Origin of the sequence: Bacteroides acidifaciens (assembly GCF_024623065.1) — a bacterium.
GTDB lineage: Bacteria > Bacteroidota > Bacteroidia > Bacteroidales > Bacteroidaceae > Bacteroides > Bacteroides acidifaciens.
Window position 1 is genome coordinate 1 of record NZ_JANJZR010000030.1, and the last position, 14,243, is coordinate 14,243.

Annotated in this window: 12 protein-coding genes; 2 read left to right on the plus strand and 10 right to left on the minus strand. The window is 41.7% G+C overall.

Annotated features, from left to right (window positions below):
* Window positions 1-149: 149 nt before the first annotated feature.
* Window positions 150-959 carry a 3-ketodihydrosphingosine reductase gene (gene kdsR, locus NSB03_RS10535; RefSeq protein WP_024987700.1) on the plus strand — a complete coding sequence of 270 codons (810 nt, stop codon included), beginning with the start codon at window positions 150-152 and terminating at the stop codon, window positions 957-959.
* A gap of 45 nt (window positions 960-1,004) precedes the next feature.
* Here kdsR and NSB03_RS10540 read toward each other — a convergent pair whose 3' ends face one another.
* The 6 genes from NSB03_RS10540 to NSB03_RS10565 all read right to left on the minus strand — a co-directional run bounded on the left by NSB03_RS10540 (window position 1,005) and on the right by NSB03_RS10565 (window position 7,389).
* On the minus strand, window positions 1,005-1,733 hold the full coding sequence (locus NSB03_RS10540) for a DUF6064 family protein (RefSeq protein ID WP_024987699.1): 729 nt from the start codon (window positions 1,731-1,733) through the stop codon (window positions 1,005-1,007).
* Between the two features lie 13 nt (window positions 1,734-1,746).
* Window positions 1,747-2,232 carry a threonine/serine exporter family protein gene (locus NSB03_RS10545; protein WP_135039141.1) on the minus strand — a complete coding sequence of 162 codons (486 nt, stop codon included), beginning with the start codon at window positions 2,230-2,232 and terminating at the stop codon, window positions 1,747-1,749.
* Window position 2,233: 1 nt separating this feature from the next.
* Complete coding sequence (locus NSB03_RS10550; RefSeq protein ID WP_121766223.1) at window positions 2,234-3,001, minus strand: threonine/serine exporter family protein; 768 nt, start codon at window positions 2,999-3,001, stop codon at window positions 2,234-2,236.
* Between the two features lie 196 nt (window positions 3,002-3,197).
* Window positions 3,198-3,449 (minus strand): hypothetical protein, encoded by a 252-nt coding sequence (locus tag NSB03_RS10555; RefSeq protein WP_024987698.1) that lies wholly within the window; start codon window positions 3,447-3,449, stop codon window positions 3,198-3,200.
* Between the two features lie 83 nt (window positions 3,450-3,532).
* A complete protein-coding gene (locus NSB03_RS10560) occupies window positions 3,533-4,084 on the minus strand; it encodes an RNA polymerase sigma factor (RefSeq protein WP_024987697.1) in 552 nt (183 codons plus the stop codon).
* A gap of 176 nt (window positions 4,085-4,260) precedes the next feature.
* Window positions 4,261-7,389, minus strand: coding sequence for a DUF6298 domain-containing protein (locus NSB03_RS10565; protein WP_371826230.1), 3,129 nt, complete (start codon window positions 7,387-7,389; stop codon window positions 4,261-4,263).
* Between the two features lie 686 nt (window positions 7,390-8,075).
* On the opposite strand from NSB03_RS10565, the gene NSB03_RS10570 reads away from it, so the two are divergent.
* Window positions 8,076-8,609: a GNAT family N-acetyltransferase gene (locus NSB03_RS10570; RefSeq protein ID WP_024987695.1), complete on the plus strand. Its 534-nt coding sequence runs from the start codon at window positions 8,076-8,078 to the stop codon at window positions 8,607-8,609.
* A 203-nt stretch (window positions 8,610-8,812) separates the two neighbouring features.
* Here the strand turns inward: NSB03_RS10570 and NSB03_RS10575 are convergent, their stop codons facing one another.
* The 4 genes from NSB03_RS10575 to NSB03_RS10590 form a co-directional block, all read right to left on the minus strand.
* Entirely contained in the window at window positions 8,813-9,568 is a 756-nt protein-coding gene (locus NSB03_RS10575) for a creatininase family protein (RefSeq protein ID WP_024987694.1), read from the minus strand.
* A gap of 27 nt (window positions 9,569-9,595) precedes the next feature.
* Window positions 9,596-9,805, minus strand: coding sequence for a hypothetical protein (locus NSB03_RS10580; RefSeq protein WP_024987693.1), 210 nt, complete (start codon window positions 9,803-9,805; stop codon window positions 9,596-9,598).
* A gap of 195 nt (window positions 9,806-10,000) precedes the next feature.
* On the minus strand, window positions 10,001-12,205 hold the full coding sequence (locus NSB03_RS10585; RefSeq protein WP_024987692.1) for an alpha-L-rhamnosidase-related protein: 2,205 nt from the start codon (window positions 12,203-12,205) through the stop codon (window positions 10,001-10,003).
* A 162-nt stretch (window positions 12,206-12,367) separates the two neighbouring features.
* The gene (locus NSB03_RS10590) at window positions 12,368-14,239 is read right to left on the minus strand and encodes a right-handed parallel beta-helix repeat-containing protein (protein ID WP_135039456.1); all 1,872 of its coding nucleotides are present in this window, start codon (window positions 14,237-14,239) and stop codon (window positions 12,368-12,370) included.
* Between the last annotated feature and the right edge of the window lie 4 nt (window positions 14,240-14,243).

A 14,243-nucleotide genomic window follows, 5' to 3' on the forward strand; every position in this document is an offset into this window, starting at 1 on the left:
AAGTTTTCTATTAACAGCCAAGAGCGCAACTGTTAATACCCCTTCCGCCAACTACAGACGGACGCGACAAGAAAAGCCGGGGTAAGAGCTATAATATTATGACTGAAGAGAATTTAAACAGGCTCTTATATTTGCTGGAAATATATTATATGCAGTCACAGATTATTCTTATCACCGGAGCGTCTTCTGGTTTTGGAAAGTTCACAGCTCAAATGTTATCGGAACAAGGGCACATCGTTTACGGAACAAGCCGGAAAGCTTCCGAAAATATGAACAATGTAAAAATGCTTGTTGTCGATGTCACCAGTCCTCTTTCCATCCGTCAGGCGGTAGAACAGATAATATCGGAACAGGGACGGATTGATGTATTGATTAATAATGCCGGTATAGGCATCAGTGGTGCGCTCGAACTAGCCACGGAAGACGAGGTAAACAAACAGATGAATACCAATTTCTTCGGTGTAGTGAATATGTGCAGGGAAGTACTACCTGTCATGCGCAAGGCACGAAAAGGAAAGATTATCAATATCAGTTCCATCGGTGGGGTGACGGGTATCCCCTATCAGGGATTTTATTCGGCTTCAAAATTTGCCGTAGAAGGATATAGTGAGGCCTTAGCACTGGAAGTGCATCCGTTTAATATTAAAGTATGTTTGGTAGAGCCGGGAGATTTTAATACCGGATTTACGGATAATCGGAATATTTCCGAACTAACAAGACTGGATGCTGATTATGGAGAAAGTTTCCTGAAATCGCTGAAGATTATAGAAAAAGAAGAGCGCAATGGATGCCATCCACGGAAGCTGGCTGCTGCAATCTGCAAAATAGTGGTTTGCAAAAATCCGCCTTTCCGAACTAAAGTAGGGCCGTTGGTGCAAGTCTTGTTTGCAAAAAGCAAAAGATGGTTGCCCGATGCGGTAATGCAGTATGCCCTTCGGATATTTTACGCTATAAAATAATGATTTAGGCACGGATTACGTGCCTAAACTTTTTTCTACTTCTGACTAGTTCTTTGGAACTAATTCCAAAAACATCGTTGTAGTCAATAATATAGCCAGTCCGACACAGACAGTAATCAACAACCAATTAATATATTTCGCTTTCGGCTTCGTATCGGCATGCAGATTATTCAGGAAATATTCTCTGAAGAAGAGGTACAGTCCCGGAATTGTTGCGCTTGCCAACAGAAAATCTTCGGGAATTTGGAAGAAATAAGTCTTGGACAATCCTATCAATGACCAATGGCAAAGGAAAAGCACCAAAAACATATTAACCTTGTGGGCAAACAGCAATAACAATCCGATAGTAAATACCACCACAGAGCAAGGCATTACCGGAGAAGTCATTTCCGGAAAAGAAAGTCCGCGTGCCAGTGATACCAAAGGATATATGAAAGGCATTGCCAACAGGATATAGGATAATATATCATATTTATGAGTACGTTCAAAAGTCGTATATCCTGTAATCGCGTCCCATATCCAAATAATAGCCATGACTCCCCAAAACATTGCCATCACTCCATTATAACTGCGTTCCTCGCAATAGATATAATAGTAAATGATAGAAATCCATCCATAAAGTCCCATCATATAAAACTTCATAGCCATCTTTACCCATGGACGCGGTTTGCTGATAAGTAATGCCGTCAGCGCGATACCAATAAGAATAATAACTATCTGTAAAATCCAGGTAGCTGAATTATAATATGCGATTGTCCTCCAAAAAATCTCCATAAAAATAGTTTAATTAATGTCTTGTTAAAGAAAAAGCCCGGTGTGGTAACAGGAACATAGGGAATGTGGCTCCTACCGCCAACATAAATATAACAGTGCTGGCTATCAAAGTATTGGAGAAAAACATACCCATGAATTTATCCAGTTGCTCCGGGTCATTCATATTCTGTAAACACATAATCAATGAGAATACCATGTTATAAGCAAACTTGCCTGGAATCATCGGAAGCAACGCAGGAATATAAAGAACTGTCATAGGACAATATACTTTTTTTCCTAACCATAAACTACCAAAACCAATTATGAGTCCGGCAAACAAGGAAGCGGTAGCAATATCCACCCCTAAATAAGTCATCAAACAAAAACGGCAAGCGTGTCCCAATGCCGCCAATATAGCAATCATTTTGAATGCACGCAAAGGTGGGTCGGAAATCGCACCAAATCCTATACCTGCTACTGCTGCAAAAAATCCGTCAGTAAGAATGTCAAGTGCTATCATATTAAATTAAACTGTTTTTTACCATTAATAATGTGAAAGAAAGTCCGATTGCGATGCTGACAATAAGTAAAGACGCTTCCGTCAGACGGGCAAATCCTGTCAGGACATATCCTTCGACTACATCAATCACGCCATTAATCAAAGGAACACCGGGTACGAGATAAAGTACGCTGGTTGCCATTGCAATTTCGGATGTCGTATCAAAAATCAGAGCTGTGGAAGCACATAGGGATGCAACGAAAGCCGAGACTATAAATACAATATAGTGGTTCATTTTCTTTTTCTGCATCTGTTGTTTCAGGTAAAATCCTGTAATGGTGGCTGAGAAGACAATCCCCATAGAAATCAAGTCGCCTCCGAACAGTTTGCAGAAAGAAGCATTGGCAAAGCCTACCAATAATAACACAAAAAGAGGATGTATCATCGGAGCGGAAACAATTTTCCTGTATTTCTCTGTCAGTTCTTCCAACGAGAGATGATTGTCTAACGCTTCCCAACTTAACGCACTTAGCTCTGAATTATGCTCGAAACTAATAGGATGGGCAGGAATATCTATAACCTCATTACAGGCTTCGTTTGTTTCCTTGTCTATAATTGTAAGAATGATATTTTTATGAAATACACCTAATTTTACATCTAAGCCAAAAGCTTCTCCGATACGTTTGGAGTTACGTACAACTCGCGAGGTATGTACTCCCGCCCCCATTAAATGGGCTGAATATTCTGCAATAAACTTACCTATGGATAATAAAGATTCGCTTGTCTTCATGAACGTGACATTTTTTAATCGGGCGCAAAAGTACAAAAAAGAGTTCTAGGAGCAAGCCTTATTTCTGAATATTTTCTCACAAAATATCCGGGAACAAAAAACGCAGTCTTTCATAGAGTTCCCCAATGAACTGCTACGAAAGACTGCGTCAATCTTTTCATGCCTTAACTAATCTAACTAACTTTATCTAACCTAATTACAAAATATCCGAAAAATCTTTTATACTACTAATAATCCTATCTTTCAATATCTTATTTTCAACTATTGAAAAATCGCAGGCAACGTTTGCCGGGGCTAATAATATAGCTTTAGCTTCTTCTGCATCTGCCATCTCTTCCGGATGCTTCTTGAAATAGCATTCCCATTGGGAAGCTAATTGTGGAGTTACACCCAGCACATAGTTGATGAAATCATCATCCGTCAAAAAATCCTTTACCTTAGAGTACATATCGCATCCTTTTTTAAGCGTTTACATAAATAGGACGGCATTCTCCTGTATATGTACTCAACAAAATAACCTTTTTACTAATATTAACTTGCCAATGTGCGCAACTTGGACAGTCCGCGATGCATCAAGTTGCGTACAGACTGGTAATTCATGTTCATAATCTCACAGATATCTTCATATTTCTTTTCTTCTATATAATATAAGGTAAGTGCTTCGCGCTGGCGGGGCGATAATTGGTTTAGTAAACGCTTTATCAATGAAAATTCGTTCTTACGTTGCTCATTTTCCATATAATCGTCTTCTACATCTGTAGGAGTCGGCAGATTCACCTCTTCTATAGAGGTATCAGACATATACATACGTTTGCGAAGTTCATCGCAAAGCTTATTTTTTAATGAGATGAACAAATATGACCTTACATTATCAATAGCGCCTAATTCGGTTCTTTTAGTATAGAGTTTCACGAAAACATCATGGATGCAGTCTTGAAGTAACTCTTTATCAATAGTCAGCTTTAACCCGTAATTAAAAAGGATGTTGATATGCGAATCATACAATTGAGAAAAAGCTGCCATATTTCCCGCTTGAAAAGAAGCGAATAAAGTCTCGGTTGAATTATTAGTTTGTTCCATCATAGCACTAATTCGATTGATTTGATGTTGCAAAACTAAGCAGTATCGACCGTAACCTTAGGTAAAATCTGGTTTGTGGATTGAAAAAACAAGTATCATGTTTTATAACACTCTTTTACTAGAAATTACTGATGAAAAAGAAAAATCCCGCTGAAGGCAAATCAGCGGGATTTTCTGTTTTATAACTTATGAAACCAATAAATACCTTCTTTCATGTCTGGTATCTTTAATTTATACAATCCGTTTATTTTCAATGAATTATTGGTAGTTTCTATCTTTCCGGAGCTTGGATGAATGTATTTTAAGGCATACTTTCCGGACGATAATTGAATAGGGATTTCTGTTCCCGACTTGGAATAAATGATACTTCCAATATCAGATTTTACCAATTTCTTGTACTCATCAGTATTTGTTTCTTCCACTTCCATTATCGCAGCATCCCTTAGAAAGACTTTGTCTGTGCACGGAATTACAGGACATGAACCACCCGCCATGAATATTGCCCATCCCATAGCCGGATAATTCTGTGCATAGAACGTCACTGCCTTCTGAGGAAATTTCTGACGATACTCATTTACCGCTTTGTACGCTTCACTGAAAGTAACTTTCCCTACTTTCATCTTACGCATATGCTGGCGGGGAGCCATGTTCTTTCCGCCTTCCGGTGCAAAGATTCCATCCGTCTTGTAATGCCAATAGCGGATATCAATAATGTCTACCACGGCAGCCCGTTTAGAATCTGCTAGAATGGCATCCTGCACATCTTTTGTTGTACTCAATGCAACTTTTGCCTTCTTGCCGGTTTCCGCTTCCCACTCGGTTATGACATCCAGCCAAAACTGCACGAAGTGTAACGGACCTGTGAATTCAGCACTTGTCAGTTGGATGACATTCGAATTATCAGCGAAGTTATCCAGACATTGACGGATATATTGCTTGTGCAGTTCGCGACGTACCGGATGAGTAATATCGTAGAACATATCTGCCACGAAGATTCGTTTGTCCCCGGCAAACGGAACAGGTTCCGGAAATCCGGTCTGGTTGATATTGTTACTGCTTCTCCACGGACTATCCACCCAGTGTGCGCCAGCTTCAATAATATTATGCTGAAAGTAGTTTTCGTGGAATAAAAGCAGTCCATCTTCACTCCCTTTTTCCGCAAATTCCTTCAATCGTGCCCAATACCATGCGTTTGGACGGTTCAAGTCATACTTGCTTAACCCCTCCCAGGCAGTTCCCTGGCCACTACGTCCGAAAGGCTGTTCGTAGAAAGGTCCCCATACATCTCCATCCCGACGGCGAACACGTTCATGGTCATCCCGGCGACGGTCGTACCACAATCCGTAATTTTGGTCAAAGACAAGAATATTCTTCAGCTTCATAAAGTTGACGACAGAATCAATACGGTCTGTCAACCCCAGTCCTTCACGCCCCGGAACAAAGCGGGTAATGGCAGGACTTGCCTTTTTCAAGAAACTGGTTTTGAGTTTACCATTCCACCAAGGAGTGGTATGACTGCCACCTACCAGTAAGGCACCGTCCTTTTGGATACGTCCGTTGGTAATAGTTACTTCCGGTTGTGCCGACAATTTGTTGAAGGTGTTCTTTTTCTCTCTTATATCATCAACTGATTTTATTCCGGCTGACGCTACCGAAGGAGAAAACTTCTTTTCTTCAATCCTGTTGGCATACAAGTAATGTTCGTCCGTCAGTTCCACCAATTTGCGATAGTGTTCCAGGCTTTGTTCCATCAAAGGAATAGCTTCTTCAAGATTCTTAATCTCTTTTCCCCATTGATAATCCAATACCAGTTTGGCAGCTTTCACTTTCAGGTTGAACGCATACGCAAATTCACGATAACAATGCATATCATTCTGCAAACGTGCGAATTCATCCTTATTTGAAGAGACGGAACCTGCTGCTTTATCAATAGCCGCTACTGCTTTATCTCCATGTTCTATTACTTGAGCAACAATATCCAAAGGCATTTCACCTACATGAGATTGCTTTTTCCATTCTTTCTCTACATACTCTATCAGCTTCTCTCCTTCCGGTCCGCAGCTTTCATAGAATCCCGGATAGATCGTATATTTGTACGGATTGACAAGCTGACTCATAAACATACCCAGTAATAACGTTTGGCGATTTCCCTCTGTGATACCGAAGCGACGTAACAACTTCGGAGCAATTTCCCCGCTTTCTTCGTATGCCACACGGATATTACTTGCATTTTCGTCAGAAGTTCCGTAGAACTTGCCCAACTGATGGTCCCAGTAACCCATTTCATCTGTACGGTCGCGATGGCAGTTCCATGCATAACGTCCCCAAGTCTGGTACCAGATCCAATCACGATCCAACTGGAATTCACGTTCATTGTTCGGCAATTTGTCAGCTGTATAAGGCCAATCCCAATATGAAGCCTGCGGATAAAGGTGCAACGCATTGGCACCATGTACATTGTGCATGGCAGTTACCGCCTTTTGGACGAAATCCGGAGAACCCCACCGGAACGGTTCCAAATTTGCCAAGATATGTACGTTACTGATATGAATGGAACCCAACGAACTCAAATCCGTATGAATCTTCGACCAAGGACCGCGTGGTTCGTAAGTCGTCAGAGATTCACCGTTGTATTTATGCATCGTATAAAGATTCTTATAGAGCGGCAACGCAGCATCCATCACCAATTTGCAATCTGTATCATGCGCACGCAGCAAGAGAGGCGGTTCATCCGTACGTCCCAATGCCTGCAATCCGTCTTTCACTCCCGGAATAATTGTTTTTGTAAACCATTCCACGTCGTCCTCCACTGTACACATTGCTTCACCCAGACAAACAAGTAATCCTACATTGGGATATTTCTCAATGAAAGCGGCAATACTCTTACGTGTATAATCGGCAATCAGAGGAGTAATAGGACGGTTACGGTCCTGTGTTTTCAGTCCGTAATGTTCAGCAAAAGGTTTGGAAAGAATGATATTGTAAAACATCTGTATGACAAAGATGCCGCGCTTGTCTGCTTCTTCCGTGAGGAAGGAAAACATTTCTTCATTCATTTTGAAGGTTTCTTCATCTACTTCCAATGCAAACGGATAATCTTCCAATTTCACCAATGACGCAAACGGATGACCATTCCAAAGATATAGCGAATTCATGCGGTTGGCAACCAGCATATCCAAGTATTTAATCCACTGTTCCTTATCATAAAACCAGGGGAAACTTTCCGGTGTATACGGATATTCATACACACCATGTCCCGGCAGATAGGTCATCTTCTGTAAACCCACACAAGCGCCGCGAAGTACCATTTCCGGTCCGTCCTTCAACTCTTCCGGAAAGTCCAGTTTCCCTTCCGAATCATTCACACGGTCTATCAGTTCACGGCATCCGTAGATTACGCCGCTGCCGTCTCTGCCGGAGACTTTGGTAAGATTGCCGGCAGTCGTAATATGAAAACCCTCTTTTTTCAGAGTGGTATCATTTACCTCTGTCAGCAGAATTGTCTTTATTTCCGGATCGGAGAATGTGGTGTCCCCCTGTTGCATCATTACCTGATAGCCTGCTTTATCCAAGGTAGTCTGTAACTGTTCCGCACCGAACAGGACACGGTTCGACGCATCCGGCGGAGTCATAATTTTCACGGTTTGCTTGCCGCACGCTGTCAATAGCAGTGCGCATGCCGCAAACATGAATAATTTGGTATTTTTCATTCTTCTGATATATGTTATTAATTATATAAATTCTGTTCTTCTCTAAGAAGAAGACGAAATAACCGCTTGTTTGTACTCATTCGCCCATTATTCCACTATTCAAGACCATATTACCGTTAATTAACTTGTGACAGTATGTAATTCCCTCATTCTTTAAAAGTTATACTTATATCCTGAACACACTGGATGACATGCTTGCGGAAGTCTAGGAATAACACAGTCTGTTGGTATCATGCTACGGACTGAATTTTATCGTATATTTGCATATTATTATTCTCACAATTATGCAAATATATATAGAAACACCCCGCTTGATTCTCCGTGATTGGAAAGAGGAAGATATTCCGGCATTCGCCCATATGAATGCCGACCCTCATGTAATGGAATTTTTTCTCAATCCGTTAACTGCGGAAGAGACGTTTGCTTTTTACCAACGTATTCAAAAGGAATTTCAAACCTATGGTTTCGGACTGTATGCCGTTGAGCATAAAGAAGACCATGCGTTTATGGGATATACCGGGCTGCATCAAATTACATTTGATGTAGACTTTGCGCCGGGAGTAGAAATCGGCTGGCGACTGGGACATGAATATTGGGGACATGGCTACGCTCCTGAAGCTGCAAGCGCTTGCATGGGATACACTCGTAAGCAATTGGATATTAAAGAGCTATATTCGTTTACATCTTTACCAAACCTCCGTTCGGAACGTGTAATGCAGAAGATAGGCATGGAACGTATGAAAGAGTTCGACCACCCGCTTGTTCCTGCTGACCATCCACTGTGCAGACATGTAGTTTATCATATGAATTTAAGGTAAAAGATGAGGGCTGTGAGGGGTAAAAAGAAAAGTCCTTCCGGATTTTATTTTCAGAAGGACTTATATCAATAGTTTCAGTTCCGCGGCAATTCGTTAGAAACAGTCTTTTGGGATAGTGACGGTATCCTGTCCACATAGTGACGCTATACTTACCGGATACCGTCACTATCACGCAAGGATAGCGTCACTATATTTTTTGCAATCTAGTAAAGTTCCTGATTCACCAGTTCGTCAAAGAGCTTTGCATATTTTTCCGCGACTGCTTCTGCAAATTTTTTACCTTTTTCCGCAGAAGCTCCACGCGGGTCGCCGACACCGGTATCTTTGGATACCTTTCCCCAGTTTCTGGGAATCCACGCCACCTTTTCATTCAAAGACTGTATGGCAAAGGTTTTGTATTCTCCATTCCCTGCTTCTTCAAGATTGACCAGTTCGGGATGATAATGCATCATTACTGACGTCTCGACTTCATCTGCATGGTCGCCCGGATTTTCAAAATAGTCCTTTGCCTTTAATACGGTGTACCATTCGCTTGATGCTATCAGGAAATCAGGATAGTCTACCGACAAATCACGAATCATACTTTTAAAAGTATTGCCGCCATGTCCGTTGATTATTACCAATTTCCGGATGCCTTGGGCATATAGGGAAGAAACAATATCTGTCAATATGGCTTTCTGCGTTTCATAACGCGTATGGATACAGAAGGGTAATTCCCGTTGTCCCGGATTTTGTGAACCCATGCCGATGGGCGGCATGACCATGCAGTTCACGTTATATTCCTGTTTAGCTATCAATGCAGCATCAACCGCTACATTATGGGAAAGAATACAATCCGTCATATATGGCAAATGCAGATTATGAGGTTCGGTAGCTCCCCACGGCAAAGCCACAATATCATATTTCCTGTCTTTTACTTTTCCATAACAAGATATGGATAAATCTACTTCTTTATTCATATACCCCATTTATTTCTAATGATTATATTATTTCATTTTTACTATCACTTCTTTCTTATCTTCATTATACTCAAATTTCACCGGAGCGATTTTCTCTAAATCCATTAATACTTTCTCTAATAATAGTTTATGATACCTTTCATAGGCTCGGGTGAAAGCTCCTTCATCACCTTGTTCAATCAAGGCGAAGAGTTTCTCATCATCTGTATCAGTATATTGGTCAATCTTGTTTTTCATTCTTCGGATTTTGTTTACTTGTTTCCAAAAGAACTAAAAGTATATTACTTGCTTCTCTCTTTATGAAGAGCAAATGTAGCAAATTTCCTAGAAAACCTAGAGGCATTTACGGAAAAAGTCCCCGATTAACAATTCCTCTTTTCAAATGAGGAACCGTTAATCAAGGACTACTCCACTAACTAATTAACAAATAGATTACAAATGATAGGTAATGATTCTCTCTTCCGGCGAATCAATCCAAAGATGCCATATATTTTCAGATACTTTTTCTACTGTTCCTATGTTGGCTTTCGGTTGACGACTGCTCTCAATGGTAAGGTAGCCTTTGCCTTCCGTTGCCTTTACTTTGATTGTTTTTTTGTCCATATAGATATGGATGTCTCCATTCGGAGTGGGCACGGTACCTTCCATCCATTTCAATCCTCCCAACACAGGAGCAATAGCAAACTCTTTATATCCTTCTTTTACAGGTTTCACTCCCAAGTAATATTTGCCTAACAGATAGACAGGACTAGCTCCCCAGGCATGGCACAAACTCTTTCCATAAGGACGGCCATACATGGCAAGATGTTGCGTTCCGATTTCTTCCGGGTTATATTTCTCCCAAAAGGAGGTAGCACCTTCCTTCAACATTCCTCCCCAATAGGCTTTTATTTCTTTCATTACAGCATCTTGTTCGCCAAGAGCACAAAGGGCTTCCAGTTCGTAAAAACGCATATAGGGAGTTGTTATTTTCAGAATACTGTCATTCAGCAGAACAGACTGCTTAATGGCTTGTTGCTTATCTTCACTCAAATATTGAAAGAAGACAGAAAACATATTCGCATAACAGGTGACTGCATCACTTTGCTGACCGTTGACGCAATTATGTACAAATGCCTGTTTCTGATTATTCCAAAAGGCAGGTTCTAACTTTGCTTTCAATGCAGCAGCCAGCTTCTCGTATTTCTGCTTACCATTGGCATCTCCGACCAGCTCCGCACACAAAGCCATCGTTTCCAGACTTCTGCAAAATAAGATTTGTTCAAAAGAGAGTTCGCCTTTCTTATCCAGATAGCCATCTGCCCAGTCCACAAATACCCAATCGCCCGTCATACCTTCTACCATGCCATTCTTATTGGTACGTCCCAACACATAATCCATCATTGTTTGCATACGCGGATATAGTTGGTTAACAAAATGACGGTCGCCACTATACATATAATAATCATATACACTAAGGAACCAGTAGAAAGTATAGTCCATGATTGTATTACTGTGGCTAGTCACAGGATCCTTGCCACGAAGCAACCAGATTGTACGTTTGACGGATTCGTTGTCAAAGAAAAGATAGTAATTCATCAAATAACTTTGAATGGCATCGCCACTCCATACCCAACGGTCACGTTTGATACCGTCAATGAAGAATTCGCGGGTAGTAAGATGCATGGTGTATGCGCCAACTTCCCAAATACGATTCAACTCCTCATCATTACAACGGAAACTTCCGCGGTATTCTTCAGGAAGATATTCATATTGCATGAAGACTTCTCCAATCCGTACACCCGGATCGTGAGTTACATAAACATAGCGAAAGGCTTTGCTGTTCTCCAATGCATATTCGTTTTCAGAATTACTCAAGGGAGAAGTGCTGCGGATGGCAAGGTCGGTCACTTGTCCTGGTTCGAGCAAGAGTTTGTCCAATGTCTCACAATATGCTTTATCTTTTGCTTCTTCCGGGCTTTCACCATAATAAATTTCTATTTTTCCTTTTCCGGAAAGATTCTTCAATGTGATGAATCCGAATGTTTCTTTTCCAAAATCATAAAGGATACCTCCTTCAGACTGTTCTGTCTTGGTAACGGGTTGCTGCGGTTCACGCATCAGACTGAATCGGGAAGGACGTTGGGTAGCTCCATCAAAATTCCAGTATCCGGCATCCATATAGATAGTGGCAGATGTGTCACTGGCTTTTCCGCTTTCGTCAATCCATTCTTTATCTTCGTAAGTCACACGCCAGGAAGAGTCTGAATTCACCGTTTTTCCCTTCACATAAATAGTGGGAGGAGTAGCCTGATTCCAGACTTTAATGTTCAGGCTATGTTTTCCAGCCGGAAGCAACATGGTTTCCGGCATACCGAATTGGAGCTTGCCATCCAGTTTGACGTTGTACTTTCCTTCGGCAGCAATAAAGATTTCTTCCGGCTCGGAAAGATTCAGTTGCTTACTGAATTCTACGACAACATAATGACTGTCCGTTTTCCAAAAAGGAGGGAAAAATGCCCCTCGTTCCGTACGACGGTTATTCATTTGATTTCCCAGCCAGATTTCATAGTCTCCCGGATACCATATCCAGGTCTGTGCAAAGGTGCTACTCGCCAAAGACAAGGCACCAAGTAATATCATATACTTCTTTTTCATTATTCTTTCTATTGCTAACAAACTGAATCGTAAGAAATAATTCGTTCCACAGTAGTTGACGTTTAGTTCCACATCTGTTTCCCTTTAGTTCTACAATTGTTTTCCTTTAGTTCCATATCTGTGGAACGAATCACGTATTACAGTTAAATGTTCTGTCAGTTCCTACTGGATATTCAATAAATCCTTATATGCAGCTTCCAGTCCCGCACGTTCACGAATAACACTGTCCACCTTCGGACCATTGTTCTCCCATACATTTCCCGGGCCATTGGCATTTTGCAGATACTTCTCCCCTTCTGTCCAATTATCACGTACAGTAATAAAGGAAGAACCTTCATCCGTATAAAGATAGAACCAGTGATTAGGATCGTGTACATACCCCGGCTTATAAATACTATGCACACAATTCTCCGTTACATAACTTTTCGGCTGCGAACCAAGTGTATAAATACCTGCCACATCATACATATGTTTCGCATAATGATGAATCAGATTCGCATGAACTCTGTTATTACGCATGCAATTCACCGTTTGTGTCCATCCCCAACCGAGACTAATTCCACTATAAGGAACCTCACAAATCTCATTATGCTCGATATTGATATCACTCACATATCCTGCAGCAATGGCAAGGCATCCCCAATCTTCATTGCCTGTTTCCGTGAAATAGCAATTATTGATTTGTTGCTGTGTGCATACTTCCCGACGATCAGCAGGGTCGTATGGCAAATGTGTTTCATGAACAGCCGGAGAAAAACTGCCGACTAACAGACCATTTCCGGCAATATCGCGAAAGAGACAGCCACGAACAGCACCGCCTTGCACCGCTTCCTCATAATCCAGTCCGGTTGAGCCTAAATGCTCGAACCGACAGCGCTCAAAATCAATCTGATTGGCAGCCGCCACACGGACAGCCGCTACCGGACGTCCTAGCCAGCCCTGATTATCCAGCGGATGATTCTGATAATTCCGTTGCATCTTCGGTTCTATCCGATAGCCATCTGTCAGATACATACCTGCCTGAAGCGGCACATGTCCTTTTTCTGAAGGACGCATCCATGTAGTATAGGAAAAAATAATTTTCTCAAAACGGACATTAGAGACAGGACGGTCTAATGTACCTTCCACCTGCACCAATGTTTCAACGGCAGGAATAATAATTTCCATACCGGCATCCTGCATCTTCTCTCCTTCCCGTGGATAATAATATACTTTACGGGCATCTATATCATGATACCATTCTCCCGGAACATCCAGTAACTCCCGTGCATTTGTCAGATAGAAAGCGGAATTATGTCCATCCGTAGTCACCATCGGACGTGGCCAGGGATGCTCAAACTGAATCCGGCTTTCCGGTTGATGAAAACGTATTGCCGCACTATCTCCCTGCACCTCAACTGAACGAATCCGAAGGTTAGCAACACACCACATCTGGTGTAATACCATCTCGGCATATTTAGCTTTCAAATTCCCTTTATTATCAATAAGTCTGCGGATGGAAACCGCAGGAACATAAAGAATCTCATTCTTCTCGTCCACGCTACAAATGCGGTTCATCTTCTCAAAGTCTTCCACATCACAGGCACGGACAGCTTTTTTGCCATCTATCCATAATTGCCTGAAATCCAACGGACGTCCATTGAATGTCGGCACGTCCGCTACCCAAAGTTTTCCTTGCTTTTTCCAGTTACGGATGCGCACACCACCGCTTAATATCACCTCTTCACCGGAGATGGAACAAATCACCGTAGGAGATTTCTCTGTTCCGCTATCTTCCGGTCGAATAAAAACAGGTTCATGCAATGCATATGTTCCGCCTTCCATATAAATAGTGATTCCACCTTGGACACGGTCGTCTCCCGTACGACGCCACTCCCGTGCCTGTCGCAAAGCCGAAGTCAGAGTTGCTTTCGGAGATTGCTTCGTGCCGTCATTAAAATCATTCCCTTTCGGAGAAACCCATATATCACCTGCCATAAGCGTGGAACTTATGGCAAGCAATGAACAAGCTATTTTCAAACCCTTTCCAATCATAGTC

Excerpts from the sequence above, each read along its gene's own strand:
- NSB03_RS10550 (WP_121766223.1), bottom strand. The coding sequence starts at position 3,001 with ATGAAGACAAGCGAATCTTTATTATCCATAGGTAAGTTTATTGCAGAA.
- NSB03_RS10575 (WP_024987694.1), bottom strand. The coding sequence starts at position 9,568 with ATGAATAAAGAAGTAGATTTATCCATATCTTGTTATGGAAAAGTAAAA.
- NSB03_RS10590 (WP_135039456.1), bottom strand. The coding sequence starts at position 14,239 with ATGATTGGAAAGGGTTTGAAAATAGCTTGTTCATTGCTTGCCATAAGT.
- NSB03_RS10540 (WP_024987699.1), bottom strand. The coding sequence starts at position 1,733 with ATGGAGATTTTTTGGAGGACAATCGCATATTATAATTCAGCTACCTGG.
- NSB03_RS10545 (WP_135039141.1), bottom strand. The coding sequence starts at position 2,232 with ATGATAGCACTTGACATTCTTACTGACGGATTTTTTGCAGCAGTAGCA.
- NSB03_RS10580 (WP_024987693.1), bottom strand. The coding sequence starts at position 9,805 with ATGAAAAACAAGATTGACCAATATACTGATACAGATGATGAGAAACTC.
- NSB03_RS10570 (WP_024987695.1), top strand. The coding sequence starts at position 8,076 with ATGCAAATATATATAGAAACACCCCGCTTGATTCTCCGTGATTGGAAA.
- NSB03_RS10560 (WP_024987697.1), bottom strand. The coding sequence starts at position 4,084 with ATGATGGAACAAACTAATAATTCAACCGAGACTTTATTCGCTTCTTTT.
- NSB03_RS10555 (WP_024987698.1), bottom strand. The coding sequence starts at position 3,449 with ATGTACTCTAAGGTAAAGGATTTTTTGACGGATGATGATTTCATCAAC.
- NSB03_RS10585 (WP_024987692.1), bottom strand. The coding sequence starts at position 12,205 with ATGAAAAAGAAGTATATGATATTACTTGGTGCCTTGTCTTTGGCGAGT.
- kdsR (WP_024987700.1), top strand. The coding sequence starts at position 150 with ATGCAGTCACAGATTATTCTTATCACCGGAGCGTCTTCTGGTTTTGGA.
- NSB03_RS10565 (WP_371826230.1), bottom strand. The coding sequence starts at position 7,389 with ATGGTACTTCGCGGCGCTTGTGTGGGTTTACAGAAGATGACCTATCTG.